This window comes from Proteus sp. fly-1067 (genome assembly GCF_040139345.1).
Lineage (GTDB): Bacteria > Pseudomonadota > Gammaproteobacteria > Enterobacterales > Enterobacteriaceae > Proteus > Proteus vulgaris_B.
In genome coordinates, this window is record NZ_JBEEUL010000006.1 from 92,096 (window position 1) to 118,428 (window position 26,333).

The following is a 26,333-nucleotide window of genomic DNA, read 5'->3' on the forward strand; positions in this document are numbered from 1 at the left end:
ACGCGGGTTAATTGGCGATGTCGTTTAATCCGCTTAATTTAGGAATTTTATTATGCTAGTGGCGATCCCATCAGAAAGCGATGCGCTGGCTTGGATGATTATCGGTGGATTTTCAGCCTGGGGAGGTGTCGTGAGGTATTTAATGGAAATTAGGCAGAAAAAAATTAAGTGGTCTTGGTGTGGTATCACCAGCCAAGTCGTGATCTCTGTTTTTACAGGATTATTAGGAGGGTTATTAAGTTTTGAAAGTGGGGCAAGTCGTTATATGTCTTACATGATTGCAGGACTTTTTGGCTCAATGGGTAGTACAACTTTAATTTGGTTGTGGAACCGTGTTTTTGGTGTGAATAACCTTAAGGAGCCTAAATGAGCATATATACATTGAGTCAACGTAGCCAAAAAAATCTAGAAGGTGTGGATCAGGATTTAGTCCGAGTGGTTAATTTGGCACTGACATTTAGTGAATATGATTTCGTTGTTATTGAAGGGGTACGTTCATTAGCTCGACAAAAAGAGCTAATGAAGGAAGGTAAAAGTAAAACACTTAATAGCCGTCATTTAACAGGGCATGCCGTTGATATTGTGCCCTTAGTGAATGGTGCGATCCCTTGGCAAGATTGGTCAGTATTCGAGTCGGTATCAAAAGCGATGAAAAAAGCTGCTTATCAATTGAATGTTCGAATTAATTGGGGAGGAGATTGGGTTTCATTTCGTGATGGTCCCCATTACGAGCTTTGTAGAGAGGCAAATCCATGAACATAAGTACTTTTTTACGCTTTGGTGTTAAAGGTGGCGTGGCAATAATTATTATTATCACATTACTGGTTATTCGTTATCAATATAACCAAATAAATCGACTTTCTGAACAAAATAATCAGCTTGAATATCAACAACGCACATTGCAATCACAATTAGTGCAATGGCACGAACAAACGGAAAAAGTCTCTGAAACACTTATACATCAACAAAAGGAGCAACAAGCTTTAGAGGAAGAAAATCATGTTATACGCCAAGAGTTACGGCAGATTTTGGTTCAAACGCCTTGCGCTAATGAGCCTGTGCCTGATGCTGTTATCCAGTTGCAGCAAAACTCCCCCAATCATCGTTAAAGCGCCAGATAAATTTGTTCCTGCGCATTTGTTACAACCGTGCTCTGCACCATTTTTTAATGTGCAAGTGTGGGGGGATTATCCTGATTATGTGGCACGTTTAATGTTGATATTGGAGAAATGCAACACCGATAAAAAAGCGGTTGCTGACATATTAGCCTTAAAGGATCAGCGTAATAGCCATGAATTAGATCGTAAAAAGAAAATCAATTAAGGAATTATAAAAACATGACAATCAAACAATTAAACACAAGAACCCCAACCGTGGTGGTTCATGATAATCGCGGATCAACCATTCGTGAAATTAGTTATTGTCGTCATCCTGACACAATAAATAAAACCGATGAACGTATTACTCGTCACCATTATCATGCTCGCGGTTATTTAGAACACAGTATTGATGCAAGATTGTATGAAGCCCGGCAATCCGACTCAACTATTCAATCCAATATTCAGCAAACAGTTAGTTTAGGGGGAGCGTTATCACTTTCACAAGGTGTTGATAATGGGAATAGCTTTAATCTCAATGATATTGAGGGTGCGATTTCGCAACAGATTAATGCCAAAGGAACCGTCATAACCTATGAATATACCGATCCACGTTTTGAGCGAAATTTAGATAACATTAAAGAAGGAAAGCTAGGCGAAAGTAGCGCTAGAGTGGTACAGAAATTTAAGTGGGCTCAAGCTTGGGATGAATTTATTGCTAAAAATCAGGTAGGAAAATGCATTGAACACTTTGATATCGCAGGAAAGAAAACCGCCGATAGTTTTTCATTATTAGGTGGTGTGTTATCTGAAACGCAACAATTATATTTTGGAAGATATATTGATTTGAGTTCAAATAATGACGTTTCTAAAATAGAAAATTCAGAAAAATACACCACACAATATACCTATGATGCCACGGGAACAATATTAACTGAAACGGATTGTAAAGGGCATCAACGCCGCATGATTTATGATATTGCGGGTTTTGTTAAGCAGTCTTGGCTTACGCTAAAAGGACAATCAGAACAAATTATTTTACGTTCATTAACTTATTCAGCTGCAGGGCAAAAATTACGTGAAGAGCAGGGTAATGGTTTGGTGACGACTTATGAATATGAGCCTGAAACCCAGCGTTTATTACATATTAAAACAGCACGCCTTCAAGGTCATGCATTAGGGGCGAAGATCATGCAAGATCTGCGTTATGAATACGATCCTGTCGGTAATATTATTTGTTTGAAAAATGATGCTGAAGCGACTCGCTACTGGCGTAATCAGAAAGTGGTGCCTGAAAATCGTTATGTATATGACTCACTCTATCAATTAGTGAGTGCGACAGGACGAGAATCAGTAAATCAGCAAACACCCGCGGCGATGCAATCTCAGACCATTACCACATTAGTCAAAGATACACAAAGCTATACCAATTATACGCGGTTATACGCTTATGATCGCGGTGGTAATTTAATGCAGATCCGACATAACTCTTCAATTGCACAACAAAGTTTTACTCAAGATATCGTTGTTTCAAATAAAACCAATCGAGCCTTATTAAAATCACAATGTGAAGATCCTAAAATGGTGGATAGCTATTTTGATGAGAGTGGTAATTTAATCAAGCTTCTCAATGGTGATGCCATTATTTGGGATGAACGTAATCATCTGAAAGCCACAAATCAGGTAATAGAGAGTGGTTTTTTATATGAAGGTGAAACTTACCAATACAATAATACAGGGCAACGTGTTACGAAAATACGGGGGCGTAAAGCAGCTTATGGCCATTTAGAAAAAGTTACGACGCATTATTTACCGAATATTGAAATATGGGAAGTAAATGAAAATCCGGTGACGGAAAAATATATCGTCGCGCAAGTAAACGCAGGCACAAGAGCAGGTGTGAGAGCATTGTGTTGGGAAATAGGTTCGCCTAAAGGGATTGAAAATAATTCACTGCGTTATAACTATGATGACGGTATGGGTAATAGCGGATTAGAAACCGATGGCCAAGGACAATTAGTCAGTTATGAAGAGTATTACCCTTATGGCGGGACTGCGATTTGGTCGAGTGAAAATGCGGTAGAAGCCGATTACAAAACTATTCGTTATTCGGGTAAAGAAAAAGATTCAACAGGAATGTATTACTACGGTTACCGTTATTATCAGCCGTGGATTGGTCGTTGGTTAAGTGCCGATCCCGCAGGTACGATTGATGGGCTAAATTTATATCGTATGGTGCGTAATAACCCCGTGACGTTACATGATCCTGATGGGCGAATGCCTAATAGCAGTTTCTCTCTTCTTTTCGCATCAGATGATATGAAGCTACAAAAGGGATCTATTACTCCGTTACGAAATCGTGGATTATTTGTGGGGAGTAATAAAGAAAGTTCTGAGGCGACATTGCCATTCGCTATCAGTCGATTTGATTCAGTTGAGCATAATCCTGTGTTAAGAGAGTATAGTCCGGAATTATTGAAACGAGGCGGTGATTTATACCAATCAGTTCATATCTTCCGAGGTTCTCAGGTTACGTCCCAAAAGCCTGGTGTTGGAACAGTAGGAACTTATTGGGGGCGCAAAACACTTTTTGATGATCTAACCGCTATTTATGTTACGAATGGTAGATCAGGCAGTGTGGGCATAAGCATTCAGTTGGATGATATTCAGGAGAAGAAACCCATTGTCATTACGTCAGGAGCTTTAAGTGGCTGTACGATGCAATACGCTGTAGATAAAGAAACATTTTATGCAGTTCATACCGGACAAAAACCCGGCGACGATAGCTGGAAAACGGGTATTCAAGGAGTGAGCACAACACAACACAGCTTTAGAGCCCTGTCGGGTAAGAATTTATCGGTATCAGGAAATCATAATAATGACTTGATTGGTACATTAAGTGAGTTTGAACGTTCGGTAATAACTTATCTTGGGAAACAAGGCACGAGGATAGATCAAGTTCAAGAAAATGTCGCTGTATTTGATTATAACAATCAACATAAAGTATCTCGTTTTGAACCCAGAGCTGGCTATAGCTACGCTTTATTGGCTCGGGATACAGGAAAAGTCAATGTAAAAGTATTATCGGAAGATGTAACTATCAACAAGAATACCAGCAAAATTACTGTTCTTGACTCAATGAAAGTTCGTTTACACTAACACATCGTTGTTACAAGAGAACATCGTTCACGATTGTACATTGATAGAATGTAATCTCATTAAAATATATATCTAAAATATACAATCCGGTGAGGTAGTATTTTTGCCTCATTTGGGTTGTTTTTATCTTATCTTGATAATTTGAATACTTTTAATAATGTGTAAAATAAAGTATATAAAAAATAATTTAATATATTATTTCAATAATAAATCATCATCTAATTAATATTAATATGGCGTTTTATTCCCGTTTTAATATTAAATTAAATAGCGACATCGCTCACAAATATAAATAAATACATATTTAATTATCTTTTTTTGACTAATATCTAATGTGATTAACGTAATCATGATATTTAAAAATACTTATTAATAATTATGAGGTTTTATTATGAAGAAAAATAAACTTATGGTATTTACTGCAACGTTATTATTATCATCAGCGGGTTTTGTTTCAACAGCGTCAGCCGATGTAACATTAAAGCATGGATATATTGATGTTCCCCCCAGTAGAGCTTTCCTTTGTTCATCAAAAGGGGGCAATTTAAATAAAAACTGTGGTCCAATACAGTATGAGCCTCAATCTATTGAAGGACTTAAAGGTTTCCCTGAAGGTGGTCCAGCAGATGGTCAAATCGCCAGTGGCGGCAAAGAGGCTTTTTCTGCGTTAAATGCACAAAGTGCTGATCGTTGGCAAAAAGTAGCAATGAAAAGTGGAGAAAATACCTTTAAATGGACATTAACTGCAAAGCACAGTACAGAATCATGGCGATTCTTTATTACTAAACCAGAATGGGATGTTAATAAACCACTGACTCGTGCTGATTTTGATTTAATACCATTCTGCCAACAAGATGATAATGGTAAAATACCAAAGGAAACCGTAGAGATAAATTGTAATATACCAGAGCGTTCTGGTTATCAGGTTATTTTAGGTGTTTGGGATATTGCGGATACAGGTAATGCTTTTTATCAAGTTATTGATGCTGAGTTTAAAAAATAACCAAGTTAATTAAAATTATTTTTTAATATCAATAAGAATGTTGGATATATATTATTCCATCTTAAATATAATCCGATCTTGGATATTAAATTAAAATATTAAATTTAAATTGATAATTCTTTATTTGTTAAATAAAAATAATAGACATCTATTATTGAAATTTAATCAATAGCGCCTTTGTGTGGGCGCTATTTTCATTGGATCGACTAGAAATCCTTCGCTCACAATGCTACTTTCTACGTTATACCTATAATTATTTAGCTTAAAAACCACATCATTGAGGCGCGATTATGGAAATCTATTTAGATACAGCGGATATCGAAGAAGTCAGAAAACTCTCTCAAGTTCTTCCTATTGCAGGTGTCACTACCAATCCGTCTATTATTGCTAAATCGGCACAAGATATTGAAACACTGTTACCTGAATTAAAAGCAGCCATGGGAGGCAAAGGCCGAGTATTTGCTCAGGTCATTGCCAGTGATGTCGATACCATGATTGAAGAAGCATTACGTATTGGCAATATTGCAGATAATACTGTGATTAAAATTCCAGTTACTGAAGCGGGACTTGTCGCCATTAAACAATTAAAACAAAAAAATATGCTGGTATTAGGTACCGCGATTTACAGTGTCTCACAAGGATTAATGGCAGCCTTAGCTGGGGCAGATTATATTGCGCCTTATGTTCACCGAATGGATAGACAAGGATCTGATGGGGTAAGAGTGGTAAAAGAGTTACAAACATTAATTACCATGCATAATTTACCTACAAAAATCTTAGCTGCGAGCTTTAAAACACCCCGTCAGGTTGTTGATTGTTTATTAGCTGGTGCTTCTTCGGTGACATTACCGATTGAACTTGCTTATTCTATTATTCGTTCACCAGTTGTCGATGATGCAGTAAATAGATTTGCAGATGATTGGCAAACCGCATTTGAACGTCGTTTTTTATAATCAAATTAATAATATGAGACTAAGTGCTATAGCGCTATAGCACTTAATTTATCCATTTTGGGATATTTAAGATATTAATCTTCACTTTTACTAATGTATTAATAACTAGATTTGGATGGCTTAAAATAAACGAATATTGATTTACATCTAATAATAAGCCACCTTTCTGGCAATCTAAATTTAGATCTATTACTATAATCTTAGTCTATAAATGGATTATTAATATAATCTATCTATTTTTTATTATTTTTTGAAAAAATAGTTTATTTATCAATGAGTTGTTATTTTTCTCTAAAAGCTATTTTATATTTTAATATTTAATTAATTTTTTGTTTTTACTCGGTTTAATTATTATTGCTTTGGCTTTAATAATAAAGTAAAAAATTGTGACAAGTGTGTTAATTAAAGAGTTTGGTTGTTAAAGATAAACTAAATATTATATTGATGGGGTTGTTAACTTACCAGATTAACAGGGAAAACCGATACTCCGCGGTGCAATGATAATTAACATATACAGTTATTATCTTTATTTAGCGATAAATAAAACTTTATTTGTGATACTGGAGTAAATATGTGCGAAGAATACATGAATAAGCCACTTTATCTATCAATTGCTGACTGGGTTCAAGCGCAAGAGCGTTGGGTAAGTGCGAAAGAAATTGCAACAAAATTCGATATTCCTCAATGCAATGCGATTAATATCGTTTCTTATATTCTTTCTGATGTAAAAGAAATCGAATGTGAAACGAAAAGTGTCCCTAATCAGTTAGAAGGTAGAGGATGTCAGTGCCAACGAATGATCAAAGTGAGTCATATCGATCCTCAACTTTATTCACGCTTAAAGGGCCATGTTCAGGGTAAAAGTAGTCAAAGTTCTCCTGAAAAATTAGCAGCGATGATCCCTCATGGATTAAACCATGAACAAAAATGGCAATGGATGTTATCAAAATCACAACGACGCTAACGTGACTTATTAAGTGGTAGGCTAAAAAACAATGACGACAGGCGCGTATAACGCCTGTCGCTGTTTGCTACTGACCTTTCGGTTTCACTTCTGTTGTGCCTCGTAAACGTGGGCGATTAGGCTCAGGTGCTGTTAAAGGCGTAGTTTCGACTAAGCTTTGACGACAGCGTACCGCTAAGTCTTGATATTCTCGAGTGTTCATCCGTTTCCATTCCATATCTTGTTCAGTAATATCACGGAAATGTTTGGCAGGACTGCCAATTAACATTTGGCGAGGTTGCCCTTGAAAACCCGCTTTTACAAAACTCATTGCGGCTACAATGCTTTCTTCACCAATCACTGCGCCGTCCATAATCACGCTGTTCATGCCGACTAAGCTGTCACGCCCGATAATACAACTATGAAGAATGGCACCGTGTCCAATATGTCCATTTTCTCTAACAATAGTATCCATATCGGTATAACCGTGCATGATACAACCGTCTTGAAGGTTTGCACCTGCTTCGACAATTAAGCGTCCATAATCACCTCTTAATGAGGCTAAAGGGCCGATATAAACTCCTGCGCCTATAATTACATCACCAATTAATACTGCCGATGGGTGAATATAGGCGGTTGGGTGTACCACAGGAACAAGACCTTCAAACGCATAGATACTCATCCGTTTTCCTCTTTGTTGTATTATCGAAATACTAGATAATTACCGTCCTTTCCATTCAGGGACACGTTTTTCAGCAAAGGCAAGTGGCCCTTCTGTGGCATCTTCTGAATGGAGAACACTTGGGTAATGTTTTAATACACCACTGCGCATTAATTTGTAGCCTTCTTCAATAGAAAGCTCACTGGTAGCACGATAGATCTCTTTTAATGCTGCAACGGCCAGTGGGGCGCTATTGGCGATTTGGTCTGCGAGTTCACGAGCGCTATCCATTAATTGTGCAGAGCTCACAACACGGTTTGTAATGCCCCAACGTAATGCTTCATCCGCATTCATGCGACGGCCTGTCATCAGCATTTCATTGACGATAGCAGGTGGTAAACGCTTAGGTAAACGCAAGACGCCACCACTATCTGGCACGATCCCCAGCTGTGCTTCAGGTAATGCAAAAGAAGCGTTGTCTGAGCACACCATCATGTCGGCAGCGAGTGCTAATTCAAATCCACCACCAAACGCATAGCCGTTAACCGCCGCAATGACAGGTTTATCTAGATTGAAAAGCTCGGTTAAACCAGCAAAACCGCCCGCACCGAAATCAGCGTCAGGAGCTTCACCTTCAGCCGCTGCTTTTAAATCCCATCCTGCCGAGAAAAAGCGTTCGCCTGCACCAGTAATAATCGCGACACGTAAGCTAGGATCATCACGAAAACGAAGGAAAACTTCTCCCATTTCATGACTGGTTTTTGCATCAATAGCATTGGCTTTTGGTCTATCTAATACAATTTCAAGTACTGAACCACGTGTTGTTAAGTGTAATGATTGGCTCATGTTGTATTCCTTTTCATCATCAAAAATAAGCATTTATGATTGAGGTTATTAAGTTGTGGTTGAACCTACCTATGCCTTATTTCAAATGCTTTTTAATCACTTTTCCGGAGCAATTACGTGGTAAGCCTTCCCTAAATTCAACGGCAGAAGGGACTTTAAACTTCGCCATATTTTGCTCACAGAAATGGAAGAATTCTTCTTCACTCAAGGTTTCATTTTCAACCAGTACTACAAAGGCTTTGATTGCTTCATCACGAATGTTGTCAGGCACCCCAATTACGGCGACATCTTGAATTTTAGGATGTGAAGAAATGATATTTTCAATCTCAACGCAAGAGACATTTTCACCACCACGTTTGATCATATTGCAACTGCGATCAACGAAATAGAAAAAGCCTTCATCATCCCGATAACCATAATCTCCCGTATGTAACCAACCTTCTGGCTCTAGCGCTTTTGCTGTGGCATCAGGTCGGTTGTAATACTCTTTGAAAATGGTTTTACCGGGTTCGCCTTTTACGCAAATTTCACCCACAACACCATCAGGGACTTCGTGGTTTTGTTTGTCTCTGATTTGTGCTTGATAACAAAAACCCGGTCTGCCAATTGATGGCCAGCGGCGTTTATCACCGGGTCTGTCACCAATTAAACCAACTATAGTTTCTGTCATGCCATAAGAGGTGAGTAATCGCACGTTAAAGCGCTCAATAAAGGCGTCTTTTTCTTCGTCTGCGAGATTGAGGTAGAACATTACTTCGCGTAATTTGTGTTGCTTTTCTTCGGATGAAATCGGTTGTGCCATTAACGTTCTCATCATCATGGGAATGCATTCCGTCACCGTCGCTTGATACTTAAGAATTTGTTTCCAAAAGGCTCTAGCACTGTATTTTTCGAGTAGGACAAATGTCGCACCTACAGAAAATGCTGCGAGAGATGCGGTGCATTGGCAATCAATATGAAAGGCAGGCATAACAGTGAGATAAACATCGTCTTCACGTAATGCGTTTTGCCATGATGAGTAATAACCGGCAAAGCGTAAGTTATAATGTGTGATAACAACGCCTTTGGGTTGAGAGGTTGTACCTGAGGTAAAAAGGATCTCAGCGGTATCATCTACACTTAATGGAGTGTGATGATTAAGTGTAACAGGATGCTTGGCTTTCTCTTTTAGAAAATCAATAATCCCTTTCTCAGTAGGAAGCCTGTTTTCTGTTATTAAAAACAACTGAGTTAAAGGATTTTGTTCATCCTGTAACATAGGTTGGTAAATAGGATAGAAATTATCACGTGTTACTACGTAATGGGCTTGGCAGTGATTGATTATCCATGCGCTCTCTTCATGCATAAAGCGCGCATTAATCGGCACCATGACAGCACCTATTTTTGCCAGCCCAAACCAGCAAAAGAAAAACTCTGGGCAGTTATCAAGATGTAAGGCAACGTGGTCGCCTTTTTTTATGCCACCAGCATGGAAAAGATTTGCGGTTCTGTTTATCTCTTCATTTAATTCACTGTAGCTAAATTGTCTCACTTGTCCTTGTGCGGCTTCAAAAATTAGCGCTGTTTTTGTGCCATAAACCTCAGCCAAATCATCCCACATTTGACGTAAGTTTTGTTTGCCAATCACATCCATTAAACTGTTATCCTATTCTTTTGCCATGAGTTCAGATGCGCTTTCTATCTTTGCGCTATCTGAATTCAGCGGTATTACTTTTCGATTTTAGCCAGTCCCTTATCGACTAGCCCCCTGATTTGTTCGTCGCTATAACCGATATTTTTCAAAATCGCATCAGTGTCCATGCCGTGAGATGGCATTCCACGCCATATTTTTCCAGGATTATTTTTAAATTTCGGCATCACATTTGGCCCTTTGCAGGTATCACCATTCATGGTTTGCCATTCGGTGATCGATTCGCGCGCGATATATTGCGGATTGTCTTCAAGCTCAGGAATAGTCAGCACTTTGGCACTGGCAATATTGAGCTCTGAAAGTCGTTTAAGGACATCAGTGATCGGTTGTTGTGCTAACCATTCATCTAATTTGTCTTCAAATAATTGACCATGAGGGCAATTAATACGGTGAATAAGTTGCGTACCTTCTGGCACTTCAGGTGTACCAAGCAGATGAGCAAGGCCGATATCTTTGAAAATTTCTTCAATTTGAGTGATACCGACAACTTCCATCACGATATAACCATCTTGGCAACGGTAAAGCCCACAGCCTGCGTAGTACGGATCTTTCCCTTTGGTCATACGAGGACAAATCTCACCGCCATTGAAATAGTCCATCATGAAGTATTGCCCCATACGCAACATCACTTCATACATTGCAATATCAATACTTTCGCCTTTACCCGTTTGTTGAACTTTATACAGTGCCGCTAACGCGGACGTGGTTGCTGTCATTCCTGAGAAATAATCTGCGGTATAAGGGAAGGCTGGCATTGGCTGATCTTTGTCACCATTTTGAATAAGGTAACCACTAAAGGCCTGAGCGATGGTGTTATAAGCGGGGAGGTTGGTATATTGCGGATCACCGTATTGGCCAAAACCCGATAAATGCGCAATAACCAATTTAGGATTATGCTCCCACAATGCTTCATCAGTAATGCCACGGCGCGCAAAGGCTGGGCCTTTACTGGCTTCGATAAAGATATCGGTTGTTTCCATTAATTTTAAGAACGCATCACGACCTTCGTCTTTAAAGATATTTAGCGATAGTGCATGAAGGTTACGGCGAGAAAGCTGAGGATAGTGAGGTTGAACGCGAATGGTGTCAGCCCATGCAACGTTTTCAATCCAAATCACTTCAGCACCCCATTCTGCAAACATTTGTCCTGCAAATGGCCCTGCAATTTCAATTCCTGAAAACACAACACGAACCCCTGAAAGTGGGCCGAATTGTGGCATTGGTAAATGTTCTGTCATAGCGTCACCTCATAAGTGGTTGAGTGAATACTCTCTCACCTAATGATGAGAGAGTTTTCGTGATTAATTAGCGGTACTGTTTAAGCACTGAGCGTCCTAATGTCAGGATCTGCATTTCGTCAGAGCCACCAGAGACACGGTCAACACGAAGGTCACGCCAGAAACGAGAAATACGGTGCTCGCCAGCAATACCCACACCACCAAGCACTTGCATTGCACTATCGACCACTTCAAATGCCGCATTCGCACAGAAGTATTTACACATAGCTGCATCACCAGAAGTGATTAAGTTGTTGTCACTCTTCCATGCAGTTTCATATAACATGTTGCGCATTGAATTGAGTTTGATCGCCATATGAGCGAATTTTTCTTGAATAAGTTGGAAACGGCCGATAGCTTCGCCAAATTGCACACGTTGGTTGGCATAACGAGCGGCATCTTCAAAAGCGCACATTGCTGTACCGTAGTTAGTGAGAGCCACTAAGAAACGTTCGTGATCGAACTCTTCTTTTACACGGTTAAAGCCGTTACCTTCACGACCAAACATGTCTTTTTCTTCAAGTTCAACGTTGTCGAAAGTGATTTCACAGCAACTATCCATGCGTAAACCCAATTTTTCTAACTTGTTGACTTTAATGCCCGGTTTACTCATATCCACAAACCATTCAGTAAAGATAGGTTTATCTGGAGATGCAGAGTCACGGCTCATCACAACAACATAAGGGGTATAAGCACTACTGGTGATGAAGCATTTGCTACCGTTAAGGTAAACTTTGCCATTTTTACGGGTATAAGTGGTCTGTAAGCTACCGACGTCAGAGCCTGCACCGGGTTCGGTGATAGCAGAGTTCCACATCTGTTTACCTGTACCACGGAACGCCATAATTTTATCAATTTGCTCTTGAGTTCCTTCACGCAAGACGGTGTTAAAGCCACCAGGTAATTGATAAAGCACATAAGTTGGTGCACCTAAACGACCTAATTCCATCCAAATTGCGGCAACAGTAACAAAGCCTGCATTTAATCCACCATGCTCTTCAGGAATAAGCAGATTGTCGATTTCCATATCCGCTAAAGCTTTGACAAAACGCTCTGGGTATTTACTTTCGCGATCACACTGTGCGAAATAAGCTTCCCAGTTTTCACTGGCCATTAATTCGCGGACACCGTCAACAAACAGTTCCTGCTCATCATTCAATCTAAAATCCATGTTAATAACCTCTTAATATGTCATTCTTTGCGTATAGCGGATCAGTCTTTCCAATGTACTTTGGCATCTTTAATAAAGGACAAGGTGACCATGATATTGACGAAAAATAGTGGGCATCCTCCGGCGATAATGGCGGTTTGAATTGGTTTTAAACCCCCAAGTGCGAGCAGAATGATGCCGATAACACCGACCAGCACAGACCAGCCGATACGCACTAATAAAGGGGGCTCAGAGCCTTCTTTCATAGAGCGACAAGTGGACATTGCTAGTGTGTAAGAACAGGCGTTAATTAAGGTGACAGTGGCAATAAAGCAGAGGATAAAGAAGCCCCACATTGTCGCTGTACTAAGCGGTAATGCCGCCCATGTTTCGATAATGGCGCGTGGAACACCATATTGTTCAATCAGTTGTGGAATGTTGAGAATATTTTGGTCAATCAGTTGTAAGGTGTTACCACCCAGAATTGTCCAAATTAACCAAGTCCCTGCGGTTAAGCCTGAAACCATTCCTAAACACAGTTCACGAACAGTACGGCCTTTAGAGATACGAGCTAAGAAGATACTCATTTGGATGGCGTAAATAACCCACCATGCCCAATAGAAGACTGTCCAGCCTTGAGGAAATCCCCCTTTACCGATTGGGTCGGTATAAAACAGCATACGAGGCATATACATCATCAATGTACCGACCGAATCGGTAAAGTAGTTGACAATAAAGCTCGCACCACCAACGATAAATACCCAACCCAACATTAAGAAACTTAGGTAAGTACGAATATCGCTGGCGATCTTCACCCCTTTTTGCAGACCAAATGCCACACAAATTGCGTTTAATAAGATCCAGCAAGAGATAATAATGGCGTCTAATTGCAGGGTATGAGGAATACCGAATAAGTATTGAATACATTCAGTGACTAACGGTGTTGCTAAACCAAGACTAGTTCCCATTGCTAGAATTAAAGCAACAAGATAGAAGTTATCAATAATCGTTCCAACAATCCCATTAACGTGTTTTTCACCGATTAATGGCGTTAAGGTGCTACTTGGGCGAATAACTTCCATTTTGCGAACAAAGAAGAAATAAGCGAACGCAACAGAAAGGAAACTATAAGTTGCCCAAGGTAGAGGACCCCAGTGGAACAAGCTGTAAGCAAGGCCAATTTCTTTAGCTTGAGTTGAATAACCTTCCATTCCAAAAGGTGGGCTTGAAATGTAGTAGTATATTTCAATCGAACCCCAGAAAAGGACGGCGGCTGATGTACAAGACGCAAACATCATAAAGATCCAGCTTGCGGTACTAAATTCAGGTTTATCTTCTCCAAGACGTTTATTGGCATAACGACCGAAGACTAACCAAAACCAACCTCCGAACATGATAACCATGTACCATTCAAAGGCCCAACCCCAGACATTGGTAACATAGCTGAATACGGCATTAATCACTTCATTTGAAGCATCAAGATCGCGTACCGTTAACCAACATAAAATACCAACAATGATCAATGGCGGAAAAAAAACCTTCGGTTCTATTCCTGCCTTTTTATTATCTTTGCTCATAGGTAAAATTTCCAAATATATTTAGCGCAGAAGTTTAAGTAGTGTTAATTCTTAATAACTAATAAAACAATTAAGTTTATTTATGAATATTTTGTCTATTGGTGATTCATCATAATAGAAAAATAAAGTCATTGGCTAATCTACAAATCCATTAATGATGAAGAATGATGGATATTATAAGAAATCTATTCTGTTATTCACTTCACACTATTCTTTTTGTCGATTTTATGTTACGTTTTATAACGTTTTATTTTCATTGTAACTTGTTGATAATTATTAATATTGCTTTGTATGTAATCGGCTTGTTATATTCTGTCTTTCAATATTGTTGATCGAAGTAGCAATATTGAAAGTTGAATACTTCAATTAAAACCAATTTCAATATTGGTGATGTATTTAGCAATATTGAACGCTATCTCTTCTTTATTTAATAATGTTCAATATTGGTGACCTAGGTTTAATTTTTTAATCACTTAATTATGTTAATTCTATATTACATTGCCAGAGTAAATGACATTATTTATTAATTTCAGGAGATGTAATGAATATTATTACATGTTACAAGAGTGTTCCCGATGAGCAGGATATTACGGTAAATAGCGCAGACAGTTCGCTGGATTTTTCTCGTGCTAATACCAAAATCAGCCAATATGATTTAAATGCGATTGAAGCCGCTAATCAGCTTAAGACGCAACTTGATGGCATTCAAATCACGGCAATGAGTGTTGGTGGTAAAGCACTGACAAATGCGAAAGCACGTAAAGATGTTCTTTCTCGCGGTGCTGACGATTTAGTTGTTGTGGTTGATGACCAATTTGAAGCCTCTTTACCCTACCAAACGGCGATTACACTGGCGGCAGCAGTCACTAAAAAAGGTTATGACTTAATTCTTTGTGGCGATGGCTCTGCCGATCTCAGCTCACAACAAGTTAGTTTGCTGGTGGGAGAAATTTTAAATATCCCAGCAATAAATGGCATTAATAACATTGTTTCTCTCTCTAATGATTCAATTACGGTTGAACGTGAATTAGAAAATGAAATTGAAACACTGACCATTCCATTACCTGCTGTTATCGCGGTTTCTACCGACATTAACACACCTCAAATTCCTTCGATGAAAGCCATTCTTGGCGCAGCCAAAAAACCAGTTCAGCAATGGAGTGTTGCCGATTTGGGTCTGGATGTTATTACTGCGCGTTCAGAGCAAAAAATCGCGGCACCAAAACAAAAAGTCCGTCAACGCATCATCATTGAAGGTGATGGTGACGATCAGATTGCTGAGTTGGCAGAACATTTACGTAAAATTCTTAAGTAATAGGGGGAGTTATGAGTCAGTTTTCAACTGTTTGGGTATTTAGTGATGCACTTTCCCGTTTACCAGAATTAATGGGCGGCGCTTCTTCATTAGGGCAATCTATCAATGTATTTACATTGAATGACGAACAAAGTGCAGCTGCCTTTAAATTAGGAGCAACAGCGGTTTTCCAATTAGAAGGCAAACCAGACGATCGCATTATTGAAGACTATGCGCAAAGCATGATTGAAACCATCAAACAAAAAGGTGATGCAGGTTTAGTGCTATTACCTAATACACGTCGTGGCAAATTACTCGCAGCGCGCTTAGGTCATCGTTTAGACGCGGTTGTTTCTAATGACGCACAATCTTTAAAAGTAGACGGTGATGCATTAGTAGCAAAACACATGGTTTACGGTGGTCTTGCTTTTGGTGATGAAACCTTGAAAACCGCTTATTGCGTAGTGACTGCAAGTGTAGGTGCTTTTGATGTTGCACCAGAAACAGGTGCTACGGGTAATGCACAAAAAGTGGCATGGATTGCCCCAGCTCAAACCATTATTCGCAATGCAGTTCAGCCTCGCGAAATTAATGCGGTTGATTTAGATAAAGCGCGCTTTGTTGTCAGTGTAGGTCGCGGTATTGGTAGCAAAGAAAATATCGTTATTGCAGAAGAATTAGCCAAAGCCATTGGTGCTGAAATCGCGTGTTCTCGTCCTGTTGCCGAAAACGAAAAATGGATGGAGCACGAGCGCTATGTTGGTATTTCTAACCTGATGCTGAAACCTGAACTCTATTTGGCTGCCGGTATTTCAGGGCAAATTCAACATATGGTTGGCGCTAATGGCGCACAAATTATTGTTGCTATTAATAAAGACAAAAATGCACCTATCTTCCAATTTGCAGACTACGGCATTGTCGGTGATTTAATGAAGATTTTACCTGCATTAACTCGTCAATTATCTAACTGATTTATTTAAGCAGAGAAGGTGACTTCTCTGCGTTTATCGCAAATTCTGGAGATGTTATGTCCGATTCCGAAGATATTTTCGATGCCATTATTGTTGGCGCAGGATTAGCAGGATCTGTGGCTGCACTTGTTTTAGCAAGGGAAGGCGCACAAGTATTGCTAATAGAAAGAGGTAACTACGCTGGCGGGAAAAATGTAACCGGTGGTCGTATGTATGCACATACTCTTGAACGCATCATTCCTGAGTTTGCGCAAGAAGCACCAGTTGAACGCGTTATTACTCACGAAAAATTGTCGTTTATGACTGAAACCGGCGCAATGACAATGGATTACCAAAATGCACAAGGAAATAACCCAAAAACCGCCTCTTGGTCTGTATTACGTGGTGAGTTTGATCAATGGCTAATGGAACAAGCCGAAAATGCGGGTGCGCAATGCATCACAGGCATTCGTGTTGATAAGTTAGTCGAGCGTGATGGCAAAATTGTTGGTGTTGAAGCCGATGGGGATGTGTTAGAAGCCAAAGCCGTTATTTTAGCTGATGGCGTGAATTCTATCTTGGCTGAACAGTTAGGGATGACAAAACGTGTTGCCGCTGAAAATGTCGCTGTGGGCGTAAAAGAGATCATCGAATTGCCTGAAAGTGTGATTAAAGATCGCTTTAACCTAAAAGATAACGAAGGCACAGCTTGGTTATTTGCGGGATCACCTACCGATGGATTAATGGGCGGTGGTTTTTTATATACCAATAAGACCACGCTCTCTTTAGGTCTTGTTTGTGGGCTTCACCATGTTAAAGATGCGAAGAAATCAGTACCACAAATGCTGGAAGATTTTAAACAGCATCCCGTTGTTGCGCCGCTAATTGAAGGCGGAAAAATGGTGGAATACGGTGCGCATGTCGTTCCAGAAGCGGGCTTAAGAATGCAAAACGAATTAGTACGTGATGGCGTATTGATTGCAGGTGATGCAGCAGGGATGTGTATGAATCTTGGTTTTACTATCCGTGGCATGGATTTAGCGATGGCATCTGGTGAAGCGGCTGCAAAAACGGTGCTTTCTGCTATGGAGAAAAATGATTTTAGTAAACAATCACTTAATGAATATCTCAAACATTTAGAAGATGGCCCGGTACGCGATATGAAAGCGTATCAGCGTATGCCTGATCTACTTGATAATCCTCGTATGTTTACTGCTTATCCTGAAATGGTCGTTGGTATCGCGAAAGATCTCTTTACTGTTACGGGTGACGCACCTGTACCAATGCGTAAAACCATGATGCGTCATACCAAAAAAGTCGGTTGGATGAATCTGATCAAAGATGGGATCAAAGGAGTAAAAGCAATATGAGTTCTCCCGTAAATGTCGATGTCAAACTAGGCATCAATAAATTTAATGTCGATGAAGAAAATCCACATATCGTCGTTAAAGAGCAACCTGATATGCAGGTGTTGGAAACCTTAGTCAAAGCCTGTCCTGCTGGTCTTTATAAAAAACAAGAAGATGGCACCATCAGTTTTGATTATGCAGGGTGCTTAGAGTGTGGAACGTGTCGAATTCTTGGTTTAGATAGCGCGCTTGAAAAATGGGAATACCCACGTGGAACTTTTGGCGTGGAATATCGTTACGGATGATGTATCGCTACTTTTCTCCCAGTGCTGCCTCCGGCCTGGGAGCTTTTCTTTTTTGCTTTATTTAGAAAAAATACCAGGACGCAGTCATGCAACCCAGAAACTTTGATGATATTCGCTTTACCTCTGTGCATCGTCGAGTGATGTTATGGGGGAGTGGTGGCCCTTTTCTTGACGGTTATGTATTAGTGATTATCGGTGTGGCATTAGAGCAACTCACACCGTTATTACAGCTTGATTCACAATGGATAGGTCTGCTTGGTGCGGCAACATTAGCCGGACTTTTTATTGGCACATCACTTTTTGGTTATATTTGTGACAAAGTGGGGCGTCGTAAAATGTTCCTTGTGGATATTGTGGCTATTGCCATTATTTCTATTGCGACGATGTTTGTTTCCACGCCTGTGGGCTTGTTGGTGATGCGATTTCTTATTGGAATTGTGATTGGTGCTGATTACCCCATTGCGACGTCGATGATCACGGAGTTTTCCAATAAAAAACAACGTGCTTTTGCTGTCGGTTTTATTGCCGCAATGTGGTATATCGGGGCGACGTGTGCCAACTTAGTCGGTTATTTTTTATATGATGTGGCAGATGGCTGGCGATGGATGTTGGGCAGTGCTTTTATACCTTGTGTCATTATTCTAATTGGTCGTTTTGATTTGCCTGAATCCCCGCTTTGGTTAATACGAAAAGGGCGTATTCAAGAGTGTAATGAAATGATGATCAAACTTTTTGGTGAACCTGTTGTTTTTGAAGCTGAAAATGCCAAAAAAACCCGTTTTATCGAGCTCTTTAATAAACGTCATTTTTCTTTTGTGCTTTTTGTTGCCGTTATTTGGACTTGCCAAGTTATCCCGATGTTCGCCATTTATACCTTTGGACCACAAATTGTCGGTTTATTAGGGTGGGATGCGGGAAGAAGTGCGGCATTAGGGAATGTAGTGATTAGCCTGTTCTTCATGTTTGGGTGTATTCCTGCCATGTTTTGGTTAAATCAAACAGGGCGACGTCCGTTATTGATTGGTAGTTTCGCCATGATGACATTGGCATTATTGGTGTTAGGGGTTTTCCCTGATTTACCTATCTTATTTGTTATCTTAGCATTTGCGACTTATGCTTTCTTTTCTGGTGGCCCCGGCATTTTACAATGGCTCTATCCTAATGAATTATTTCCGACTGATATTCGAGCGTCAGCCGTGGGCATTATTATGTCAATAAGCCGTATTGGTACGGTTATTTCAACTTGTGCGCTTCCTGCCTTTATCGCTACTTATGGAATTAATACGACGATGCTAGTGGGTGCCGCAATTTCTTTATTCGGCATGATAGTTTCTGTGTTGTTTGCACCAGAAACCAAAGGATTAACGCTTAATCAGACCTCAACCATGCCAATGCGACGAGGTAAATAATCTTTTTAATTAATAAATAAATTAAGTGATTTAATTTACTTTTTATTTAGATGTTATAAAGTTTAATCATTATTGTATTTATTTTTATATTATATTGATTTAAATTATCACGTCGATATTTATTGATAAGATTTTTTTATATCTTAAAGTGATCTGAGTATATTTATATTAAAAAAAGAGAGTGGTTTTATTTTTTATTTAAATAAAGTGACTCTCCTTTTTCTTTATTTAAAATAACACCTTTATAACGCCTTGGTTTCAAATTTATCTCATTGTTATTAATTACTCTTCAATTACAAATTATATTTAACTCATCAAATCTAGATCCCAATCACAGATCTCTCTCATACTATTCAAATGACGAAAAACAGTTCGTTATTTACCAAGAATGAATAATATCCCCTACCCAGAATAAGGTCATTACAGACGCAAACACCAGCAAAAAAGCGGTTGAGTAGGTATTTATGGCCTTATTAGAAATGACAGTTAAAGAATGTCTAAACAATATTGTAAAGCAATATGCTTCACAAACAGCCTTGATTGAAAACCAAAGTAAAAAGACACTTTCTTGGCAACAATTACAACAAGAAGTAGAAAATGTTGCGCGTGGTTTTTTAGCGATTGGTTTAAAAAAAGGCGATCGTTTAGGTATTTGGTCTGCTAACAGTAAAGAGTGGATAATTTGTTTTCTTGCCGCTGCTCAAATTGGTGTTCCTGTTGTTTGTATTAACTTTCATTTTAAAAAAAGAGAGTTATTAGATTTATGTAGATTAACCGGTATTAAAGCATTGTGTTTTTCTGATGGGTTTAAAAGTAATAACTTTATTGAGGTGATTAATTGTCTTTCTAAAAAAGCATCCGAAAATAAAGATGTATTACCTCAGTTATTTATTAGCATGGGAAATAAAACGGCAGAAAAAAGTGTTTCGTTATCTCAATTAAAAGCAATTAGCAAAAAAATATCAGATAAAGAATATCAACACGCTGTTTCACAAGTCAGTGTAAAAGATTTACTGACAATTCAAATGACATCAGGTAGCACAGCTATGCCTAAAGGTGTCATGTTAAGCCAATATAATGTAATTAATAATGCCATGCTGTCAGCACAGCGATTAGGCGTAACACATAACGATGTCATTTGCCTTGCTGTTCCTCTATTTCACTGCTTTGGGCTCTCTTCTTGTCTCTTTTTTGCGTTAACAACAGGATGTCAATTAGTTCTGCTTGATAACTATTGTGCAGAAGATGTTTTGAAAGTGGTTCAAAACTATCGTTGTACCGTTATGCATGGTGTGCCAACGATTTTTAGCCGTTTAATGAAACATGAGCAATTTTCTCACTACGATTTATCTAGCCTTGATAAAGGCATTATAGCCGGGGCAAGTTTTCCTCCTGCGTTAATCGATGATATTGAAACTATCCTCGGCATGAAAGGGATCACCATCTCTTATGGTCAAACCGAAGCTTCTCCTTGTTGTACTCAAACATTACCAAACGATGCTTTACCAATAAAACGCAGTTCTATCGGTAAGCCATTACCTTTTGTTGAAATGAAAATTATTAATCCAAAAACGGGTAAACCTATGCCAGTGGGTATTTTGGGTGAAATTTGTACCCGTGGTTTTCATGTGATGATGGGTTATGACAATGCCCCTGATAAAACCCAAGAAGCTATCGATGAAGAAGGTTGGTTACACACAGGCGATATCGGTTATGTCGATGAACAAGGAAATTACCACTACGCCTATCGCATGAAAGAGATTGTAGTCCGTGGTGGTGAAAATATCAGTCTTTGTGAAATAGAAGAGGCTATTGCGGAATATCCCGGTGTTGACGCAACAAAAGCTTTTGGTATTCCTTCGGTTGATTTAGGTGAAGAAGTGATTGCCTCTGTTTGTGTGCAACAAGGCCATACCATTACGGAAAGCGAATTACAGGCATTTCTACAAGAGCGGCTAGCTCGCTACAAAATCCCCAAAGAACTCCATTTCTTTACGCAGTTTCCTCATACCCCTTGCGGAAAAATTGATGTGCAAGCCCTGAAATTGCAATTGGGTTATGGCGTTTCAATCAAGGATGAAAAAACCAAAGTAGCGGGTTAAGTGACAACGGATTTATCCACATTCTGACAACAGCAGTATGAAGTCTAAAAATAATTAGGAGAAAAAATGACAAGTCGTAAAGCACTGGAAGGCGTCACTGTAGTTGAGTTGGCGACCTTTATTGCCGTACCCGCAGCGGGACGTATTTTAGCTGATATGGGTGCGAACGTGATCAAAATTGAATCCCCAAGTGGTGATAATTTACGTTACACCGCACCGACTGAAGGCCGTCCATTAGATCAACATGAAAACACCAGTTTTGATTTAGAAAATGCCAATAAACGTGGCATCGTATTAAATACAAAAACAGAAGCAGGTAAAAAAATTCTGTTTGAACTGCTAGAAAAAGCCGACATCTTCTTAACTAACTGGCGTCCTGGTGCAAGAGAGCGTGCGGGATTGGATTATGAAACGTTAAAACAACGTTTTCCAAAATTAGTTTACGCCAGCGTGACAGGTTATGGTGATGAAGGCCCAGATAAAGATCTACCAGGATTTGACTACACTGCATTCTTTGCTCGTGGTGGTATTTTAGGTTCGCTGTACCAAAAAGGCACAGTACCGATGAACGTGATCCCGGGTCTTGGCGATCACCAGTGTGCATTAGGCTTGGTTTCAGGTGTGTTAGCTGCTTATATTCGCGCTAAAAATATTGGTCAAGGTGAGTATGTTTCAACTAACTTACTGCATACCTCAATTTATACTCAAGCAATCATGATCCAAGCAGCACAATACCCAGATTATGGTCAGCCGTATCCAATCGATCGTCGTAATACTACCAGCCCATTTATTCTGGCTTATAAAACAAAAGATGACCGTTTTATTCAAGTCTGTATGCCAGTTTATGACGCCTACTATCCAACCTTCATTTCTTGTATTGGTCGTCCAGATTTAGCGGAAGACGCTCGTTATACACGCCTACAAGAAGTGGCGAAAAATAATCGCTCCCCTGAATTATATGACCTGATTTGGCAACAAATTGAGCAAAAAACAGCGCCAGAGTGGGCCGATATTTTCACCAAAAACGATATCCCATTCAGTATTGCGCAAACATGGGAAGAAGTGCTGGAAGACAAACAGGCTTGGGCAATTAACACCTTCTACAACATGAAGTACAAAAATGGCAGTGAAAAAGCCTTAGTTCGTCCACCTATTGATTTCTTAGAGAGTGGTTTACCTGAATATCGTCGTGGTCCTTTGTTAGGTGAAGACACACCGTCTGTATTAGCTGAATTAGGGTATAGCGCAGAAGAAATTGCCAGCCTTGAAGCCAATAAAGACGTGATGACGTGGAAAGAATAATCCACTTATTTTTTTAATTTTCAGGAGAGCAAAGGCATGCAACAAGACATTTTCACAATGGGCGTTGATATCGGATCGTCTGCATCAAAATGCATCATCATGAAAAATGGTGACGCAATTGTCGCTAAATCACTGGCATCAGTGGGTGCAGGAACCTCAGGGCCTGAAAAAGCGATCGCTGAAGTATTAAGCCAATTTGGTGGCTCCCTCAGTCAGATCAGTTGGATCTGTGCAACAGGTTATGGGCGTAATTCTCTGAAAGAAGCCAATAAAGAAGTGAGTGAACTGAGCTGTCATGCCAAAGGCGCGCACTTTCTTTTTCCGGGCGTCAAAACAGTGATTGATATCGGCGGTCAAGACGTTAAAGCACTTCATATGGATGGTGCAGGCCGTTTATTAAACTTTGTGATGAATGACAAGTGCGCCGCCGGTACAGGACGCTTTTTAGATGTAATGTCGAGAGTATTAGAAACCAAGATTTCTGACCTCGCTCAAGAGGGCGCTAAGTCCACTAAGAAAGTCACGATTAGCTCAACCTGTACTGTGTTCTCTGAATCAGAAGTGATTTCTCATCTCGCGAATAACGAAACAATACCCGACGTTATTAATGGCATTCACCGCTCTGTAGCTAGCCGTATTGCTGGTCTTGCAAAACGAGTGGGTGTTGAAGCCCCTGTTGTGATGACAGGCGGTGTTGCCAGTAATTTTGAAGTTGTTCGTTATGTAAGCGAAGAGTTGAACGCCTCTATCGCCACCTCACCTTTATCACAATACAACGGGGCGATAGGTGCCGCCATTTATGCCTTTGAAGCGTACCGCCATCAACTGGAAGACGATGCGTTAACAATAGGAACATCAAAATGAGCAATGTAGATATGAATGCGCCGGATTATATTCCTGCGAAAAAACGACTGCAAAAAATCGCGGCTGATGCTTATCAGCGTGCGTGGGATGCTAAAAATAGCGGTGAAAAAATAGGCTGGTGTGCCTCTAACTTCCCACAAGAAATTGCGGAAACATTAGGTTTATGTGTGGTTTATCCTGAAAACCAAGCCGCAGCAATTGCGGCAAAAGGTGCAGGTTTAAAAATGTGTGAGCATGCAGAAAGCATGGGATATTCCAATGATATCTGTGCTTATGCTCGGATCAGCCTTTCTTACATGGATATCAAGCAGTGTGAAGAGATGGATATGCCTCAGCCTGATTTCTTGCTGTGCTGCAACAATATCTGTAACTGCATGATCAAGTGGTATGAAAATATCGCATACGAATTGAATATCCCGATGATCCTTATCGATATTCCTTATAAAAATGATTATGACACTGATGATGTGACTGTGAAGTATGTTCAAGCGCAATTTGATGATGCGATTAAACAACTTGAAAAAGTCACTGGCAAAGTCTTCTCTGAAGAGAAATTTAAAGAAGTCTGTGAAATTTCTCAACGCACAGGACGTGCATGGTTAAAAGCAGCTGAATATTGCCAATACGAACCATCACCAATGAATGGTTTTGATCTGTTTAATCATATGGCCGTTGCTGTTTGTGCACGCGGAAAACTCGAAGCAGCACTGGCTTTTGAGCAACTGTGTGAAGAGATGGAACAAAACATCAAAGAGAAAAAATCGACTTACCGCGGTGAAGAAAAATACCGTGTTCTCTTTGAAGGTATTGCCTGCTGGCCTTATTTGCGTGCCACATCTACCCCGTTAAAAGAACAAGGTATCAACGTTACCGCTACTGTTTACGCCACTGCATTTGGTGTGATTTATCAAAACAGTGACGAGATGATGCGCGCTTACTCTTATGTGCCTAACTGTGTCTCTGTTGAGCGTGCTGCTGATATGCGTATCGATGTGAGTCGTCAAAATAAAGTTGATGGCGCGATTATCCACGTTAACCGCAGTTGTAAGCTCTGGAGTGGCATTATGCCCGAAATTGAGCGCCGTATTCGCCATGAACTTAAGATCCCAACGGTGACTTTTGATGGCGACCAAGCAGATCCTCGTGTTTTCTCAGAAGCGCAGTATGTCACCCGTGTTGAAGCATTAACAGAAATTATGGCTGCGAATAAAGCAGATATGAAAAAGGGAGACATCTAATGAAAACATTAACGGATAGATTTGATGAGCTGCAAGTGGTGGTGGATAACCCCGTTGCGCAATTAGAAGGTTTTATTCGTAGTGGCAAAAAGGTGATTGGTTGTTTCCCTGAATATACGCCGAATGAAATTGTCTATGCAGCGGGCATGGTGCCTTTTGGCATTTGGGGTGCGGAAGGCCGTGAGATCTCAGAAGCGAAGAAATACTTTCCTCCTTTCTATTGTGCGCTAGTGCTTTCTTCTCTTGAGATGGGGTTGGATGGTGCGCTGAATAAACTGTCAGCAGCCATAATTCCTTCTTTGTGTGACACCTTAAAATGCTTAGGGCAAAACTGGAAAGCGGGTGTTCCTCAAGTGCCTTTTATCCAACTGGTGCATCCACAAAATCGTAAAACCCCAGCAGGGATTGCTTTCTTAACCGAACAATACAAAAAAATTGCACTGCAATTAGGGGAGATTTCAGGTCAGCCTGTGACAGATGATGCACTAAAAAATGCAATTCATCTGTTTAATCAGCGTCGTGCCGCGTTACGCGAGTTTTCAGAGATGGCTGCGCTTCATCCAAATTTAATCACACCACAACGCCGTAATACCGTGATCAAAAGTGGTTATTTTATGGATGTTGTTGAACATACAAAAGCCGTTGAAGCCATTGTTGCGCAATGCAAAACCTTATCTCCAGAACCTTGGAAAGGGCATAAAGTTGTTGTGACAGGCATTATTGCGGATAGCCCTTCTATTCTACAAATTTTGGCTGATAACAAGATGGCGATTGTGGCAGATGAAGTGGCACATGAGTCTCGTCAGTTCCGTCAAGATATTCCAGAAAATAACGCCCCTTATGAAGCAATGGCAGAGCAAATCGCTCAGCTTGAAGGGTGTTCACTTTTATATGATCCAGAGAAAAAACGTGGTCGTTTAATTGCCGATATGGTGAAAAACACAGGTGCAGATGGTGTTGTCTATTTGCTAACAAAATTCTGTGATCCTGAAGAATTCGATGCCCCGATAGTGAAGAAATTCCTCGATAGAGAAGGCATTCCTTCCATCATTATCGAAATCGATCAGCAAACTAAAACGTATGAACAAGCTAGAACGGCATTGCAAACTTTTGCTGATGTGCTTTCTGCTTAACAACATTAATCAATAGTCACAAAAGACCTGT

The 26,333-nt window shown here is 39.9% G+C and carries 24 protein-coding genes; 18 read left to right on the forward strand and 6 right to left on the reverse strand.

The genetic code is table 11. From position 1 onward, the window contains the following. Positions 1 to 52 precede the first annotated feature (52 nt). From ABN217_RS10345 to caiF, 8 genes are all read left to right on the forward strand, one after another. A complete protein-coding gene (locus tag ABN217_RS10345; protein ID WP_196554510.1) occupies positions 53 to 370 on the forward strand; it encodes a phage holin family protein in 318 nt (105 codons plus the stop codon). After that, positions 367 to 756: a M15 family metallopeptidase gene (locus ABN217_RS10350; RefSeq protein WP_197269850.1), complete on the forward strand. Its 390-nt coding sequence runs from the start codon at positions 367 to 369 to the stop codon at positions 754 to 756. Before ABN217_RS10345 ends, ABN217_RS10350 begins: the two co-directional genes overlap by 4 nt. Next, positions 753 to 1,109 (forward strand): hypothetical protein, encoded by a 357-nt coding sequence (locus tag ABN217_RS10355; RefSeq protein ID WP_197269851.1) that lies wholly within the window; start codon positions 753 to 755, stop codon positions 1,107 to 1,109. Before ABN217_RS10350 ends, ABN217_RS10355 begins: the two co-directional genes overlap by 4 nt. Further along, positions 1,066 to 1,323, forward strand: a complete 258-nt coding sequence (lysC, locus tag ABN217_RS10360; RefSeq protein WP_082151783.1) for an Rz1-like lysis system protein LysC — start codon at positions 1,066 to 1,068, stop codon at positions 1,321 to 1,323. Before ABN217_RS10355 ends, lysC begins: the two co-directional genes overlap by 44 nt. A gap of 14 nt (positions 1,324 to 1,337) precedes the next feature. Continuing rightward, complete coding sequence (locus ABN217_RS10365) at positions 1,338 to 4,256, forward strand: cytotoxic necrotizing factor Rho-activating domain-containing protein (protein WP_349459379.1); 2,919 nt, start codon at positions 1,338 to 1,340, stop codon at positions 4,254 to 4,256. A gap of 391 nt (positions 4,257 to 4,647) precedes the next feature. Beyond that, complete coding sequence (locus ABN217_RS10370) at positions 4,648 to 5,259, forward strand: lytic polysaccharide monooxygenase (protein WP_349459381.1); 612 nt, start codon at positions 4,648 to 4,650, stop codon at positions 5,257 to 5,259. 290 nt (positions 5,260 to 5,549) lie between these two features. Beyond that, positions 5,550 to 6,212, forward strand: a complete 663-nt coding sequence (gene fsa / locus ABN217_RS10375) for a fructose-6-phosphate aldolase (RefSeq protein WP_072069084.1) — start codon at positions 5,550 to 5,552, stop codon at positions 6,210 to 6,212. 571 nt (positions 6,213 to 6,783) lie between these two features. After that, positions 6,784 to 7,176 (forward strand): carnitine metabolism transcriptional regulator CaiF, encoded by a 393-nt coding sequence (gene caiF / locus ABN217_RS10380; RefSeq protein WP_072069083.1) that lies wholly within the window; start codon positions 6,784 to 6,786, stop codon positions 7,174 to 7,176. Positions 7,177 to 7,243: 67 nt separating this feature from the next. On the opposite strand, the gene caiE is transcribed toward caiF, so the two are convergent. The 6 genes from caiE to caiT form a co-directional block, all read right to left on the reverse strand. Further along, entirely contained in the window at positions 7,244 to 7,837 is a 594-nt protein-coding gene (gene caiE, locus ABN217_RS10385; protein WP_072069082.1) for a carnitine operon protein CaiE, read from the reverse strand. A 39-nt stretch (positions 7,838 to 7,876) separates the two neighbouring features. Then, complete coding sequence (gene caiD / locus ABN217_RS10390; protein ID WP_349459383.1) at positions 7,877 to 8,662, reverse strand: crotonobetainyl-CoA hydratase; 786 nt, start codon at positions 8,660 to 8,662, stop codon at positions 7,877 to 7,879. A 76-nt stretch (positions 8,663 to 8,738) separates the two neighbouring features. Next, a complete protein-coding gene (gene caiC, locus ABN217_RS10395) occupies positions 8,739 to 10,295 on the reverse strand; it encodes a crotonobetaine/carnitine-CoA ligase (protein WP_196554503.1) in 1,557 nt (518 codons plus the stop codon). A gap of 74 nt (positions 10,296 to 10,369) precedes the next feature. After that, positions 10,370 to 11,590 carry an L-carnitine CoA-transferase gene (gene caiB, locus ABN217_RS10400; protein ID WP_349459384.1) on the reverse strand — a complete coding sequence of 407 codons (1,221 nt, stop codon included), beginning with the start codon at positions 11,588 to 11,590 and terminating at the stop codon, positions 10,370 to 10,372. Positions 11,591 to 11,657: 67 nt separating this feature from the next. Beyond that, entirely contained in the window at positions 11,658 to 12,800 is a 1,143-nt protein-coding gene (gene caiA / locus ABN217_RS10405; protein ID WP_069369791.1) for a crotonobetainyl-CoA dehydrogenase, read from the reverse strand. A 41-nt stretch (positions 12,801 to 12,841) separates the two neighbouring features. After that, on the reverse strand, positions 12,842 to 14,356 hold the full coding sequence (gene caiT / locus ABN217_RS10410) for an L-carnitine/gamma-butyrobetaine antiporter (RefSeq protein ID WP_072069078.1): 1,515 nt from the start codon (positions 14,354 to 14,356) through the stop codon (positions 12,842 to 12,844). A gap of 541 nt (positions 14,357 to 14,897) precedes the next feature. On the opposite strand from caiT, the gene fixA reads away from it, so the two are divergent. The 10 genes from fixA to ABN217_RS10460 all read left to right on the forward strand — a co-directional run bounded on the left by fixA (position 14,898) and on the right by ABN217_RS10460 (position 26,302). Beyond that, positions 14,898 to 15,671: a putative electron transfer flavoprotein FixA gene (gene fixA / locus ABN217_RS10415; protein ID WP_196554501.1), complete on the forward strand. Its 774-nt coding sequence runs from the start codon at positions 14,898 to 14,900 to the stop codon at positions 15,669 to 15,671. An 11-nt stretch (positions 15,672 to 15,682) separates the two neighbouring features. Beyond that, positions 15,683 to 16,621: an FAD-binding protein gene (locus ABN217_RS10420; protein WP_196554500.1), complete on the forward strand. Its 939-nt coding sequence runs from the start codon at positions 15,683 to 15,685 to the stop codon at positions 16,619 to 16,621. A gap of 56 nt (positions 16,622 to 16,677) precedes the next feature. Then, a complete protein-coding gene (gene fixC, locus ABN217_RS10425; RefSeq protein ID WP_349459385.1) occupies positions 16,678 to 17,970 on the forward strand; it encodes an FAD-dependent oxidoreductase FixC in 1,293 nt (430 codons plus the stop codon). Beyond that, positions 17,967 to 18,254: a ferredoxin-like protein FixX gene (gene fixX / locus ABN217_RS10430; protein ID WP_023582978.1), complete on the forward strand. Its 288-nt coding sequence runs from the start codon at positions 17,967 to 17,969 to the stop codon at positions 18,252 to 18,254. Before fixC ends, fixX begins: the two co-directional genes overlap by 4 nt. Before the next feature lie 86 nt (positions 18,255 to 18,340). Next, on the forward strand, positions 18,341 to 19,663 hold the full coding sequence (locus ABN217_RS10435; RefSeq protein WP_196554498.1) for an MFS transporter: 1,323 nt from the start codon (positions 18,341 to 18,343) through the stop codon (positions 19,661 to 19,663). Positions 19,664 to 20,127: 464 nt separating this feature from the next. Further along, a complete protein-coding gene (locus ABN217_RS10440; RefSeq protein WP_340893928.1) occupies positions 20,128 to 21,765 on the forward strand; it encodes an AMP-binding protein in 1,638 nt (545 codons plus the stop codon). A gap of 66 nt (positions 21,766 to 21,831) precedes the next feature. After that, positions 21,832 to 23,067, forward strand: coding sequence for a CaiB/BaiF CoA transferase family protein (locus tag ABN217_RS10445; protein WP_072069073.1), 1,236 nt, complete (start codon positions 21,832 to 21,834; stop codon positions 23,065 to 23,067). Between the two features lie 36 nt (positions 23,068 to 23,103). Further along, a complete protein-coding gene (locus ABN217_RS10450) occupies positions 23,104 to 23,931 on the forward strand; it encodes an acyl-CoA dehydratase activase (RefSeq protein ID WP_072069072.1) in 828 nt (275 codons plus the stop codon). Further along, positions 23,928 to 25,169 carry a 2-hydroxyacyl-CoA dehydratase subunit D gene (locus ABN217_RS10455; protein WP_109400051.1) on the forward strand — a complete coding sequence of 414 codons (1,242 nt, stop codon included), beginning with the start codon at positions 23,928 to 23,930 and terminating at the stop codon, positions 25,167 to 25,169. Before ABN217_RS10450 ends, ABN217_RS10455 begins: the two co-directional genes overlap by 4 nt. After that, entirely contained in the window at positions 25,169 to 26,302 is a 1,134-nt protein-coding gene (locus tag ABN217_RS10460) for a 2-hydroxyacyl-CoA dehydratase subunit D (protein ID WP_072069070.1), read from the forward strand. Before ABN217_RS10455 ends, ABN217_RS10460 begins: the two co-directional genes overlap by 1 nt. The last annotated feature ends 31 nt before the right edge of the window (positions 26,303 to 26,333 follow it).

What these genes read in the sequence shown, in the direction of transcription:
- fsa (WP_072069084.1), top strand. Translation starts at nt 5,550, where the DNA reads ATGGAAATCTATTTAGATACAGCGGATATCGAAGAAGTCAGAAAACTC.
- caiC (WP_196554503.1), bottom strand. Translation starts at nt 10,295, where the DNA reads ATGGATGTGATTGGCAAACAAAACTTACGTCAAATGTGGGATGATTTG.
- ABN217_RS10365 (WP_349459379.1), top strand. Translation starts at nt 1,338, where the DNA reads ATGACAATCAAACAATTAAACACAAGAACCCCAACCGTGGTGGTTCAT.
- ABN217_RS10435 (WP_196554498.1), top strand. Translation starts at nt 18,341, where the DNA reads ATGCAACCCAGAAACTTTGATGATATTCGCTTTACCTCTGTGCATCGT.
- caiE (WP_072069082.1), bottom strand. Translation starts at nt 7,837, where the DNA reads ATGAGTATCTATGCGTTTGAAGGTCTTGTTCCTGTGGTACACCCAACC.
- ABN217_RS10440 (WP_340893928.1), top strand. Translation starts at nt 20,128, where the DNA reads ATGGCCTTATTAGAAATGACAGTTAAAGAATGTCTAAACAATATTGTA.
- ABN217_RS10345 (WP_196554510.1), top strand. Translation starts at nt 53, where the DNA reads ATGCTAGTGGCGATCCCATCAGAAAGCGATGCGCTGGCTTGGATGATT.
- ABN217_RS10370 (WP_349459381.1), top strand. Translation starts at nt 4,648, where the DNA reads ATGAAGAAAAATAAACTTATGGTATTTACTGCAACGTTATTATTATCA.
- ABN217_RS10420 (WP_196554500.1), top strand. Translation starts at nt 15,683, where the DNA reads ATGAGTCAGTTTTCAACTGTTTGGGTATTTAGTGATGCACTTTCCCGT.
- ABN217_RS10460 (WP_072069070.1), top strand. Translation starts at nt 25,169, where the DNA reads ATGAAAACATTAACGGATAGATTTGATGAGCTGCAAGTGGTGGTGGAT.
- ABN217_RS10455 (WP_109400051.1), top strand. Translation starts at nt 23,928, where the DNA reads ATGAGCAATGTAGATATGAATGCGCCGGATTATATTCCTGCGAAAAAA.
- lysC (WP_082151783.1), top strand. Translation starts at nt 1,066, where the DNA reads ATGCTGTTATCCAGTTGCAGCAAAACTCCCCCAATCATCGTTAAAGCG.
- caiB (WP_349459384.1), bottom strand. Translation starts at nt 11,590, where the DNA reads ATGACAGAACATTTACCAATGCCACAATTCGGCCCACTTTCAGGGGTT.
- ABN217_RS10445 (WP_072069073.1), top strand. Translation starts at nt 21,832, where the DNA reads ATGACAAGTCGTAAAGCACTGGAAGGCGTCACTGTAGTTGAGTTGGCG.
- ABN217_RS10450 (WP_072069072.1), top strand. Translation starts at nt 23,104, where the DNA reads ATGCAACAAGACATTTTCACAATGGGCGTTGATATCGGATCGTCTGCA.
- ABN217_RS10355 (WP_197269851.1), top strand. Translation starts at nt 753, where the DNA reads ATGAACATAAGTACTTTTTTACGCTTTGGTGTTAAAGGTGGCGTGGCA.
- caiT (WP_072069078.1), bottom strand. Translation starts at nt 14,356, where the DNA reads ATGAGCAAAGATAATAAAAAGGCAGGAATAGAACCGAAGGTTTTTTTT.
- fixX (WP_023582978.1), top strand. Translation starts at nt 17,967, where the DNA reads ATGAGTTCTCCCGTAAATGTCGATGTCAAACTAGGCATCAATAAATTT.
- fixA (WP_196554501.1), top strand. Translation starts at nt 14,898, where the DNA reads ATGAATATTATTACATGTTACAAGAGTGTTCCCGATGAGCAGGATATT.
- caiF (WP_072069083.1), top strand. Translation starts at nt 6,784, where the DNA reads ATGTGCGAAGAATACATGAATAAGCCACTTTATCTATCAATTGCTGAC.
- ABN217_RS10350 (WP_197269850.1), top strand. Translation starts at nt 367, where the DNA reads ATGAGCATATATACATTGAGTCAACGTAGCCAAAAAAATCTAGAAGGT.
- fixC (WP_349459385.1), top strand. Translation starts at nt 16,678, where the DNA reads ATGTCCGATTCCGAAGATATTTTCGATGCCATTATTGTTGGCGCAGGA.
- caiA (WP_069369791.1), bottom strand. Translation starts at nt 12,800, where the DNA reads ATGGATTTTAGATTGAATGATGAGCAGGAACTGTTTGTTGACGGTGTC.
- caiD (WP_349459383.1), bottom strand. Translation starts at nt 8,662, where the DNA reads ATGAGCCAATCATTACACTTAACAACACGTGGTTCAGTACTTGAAATT.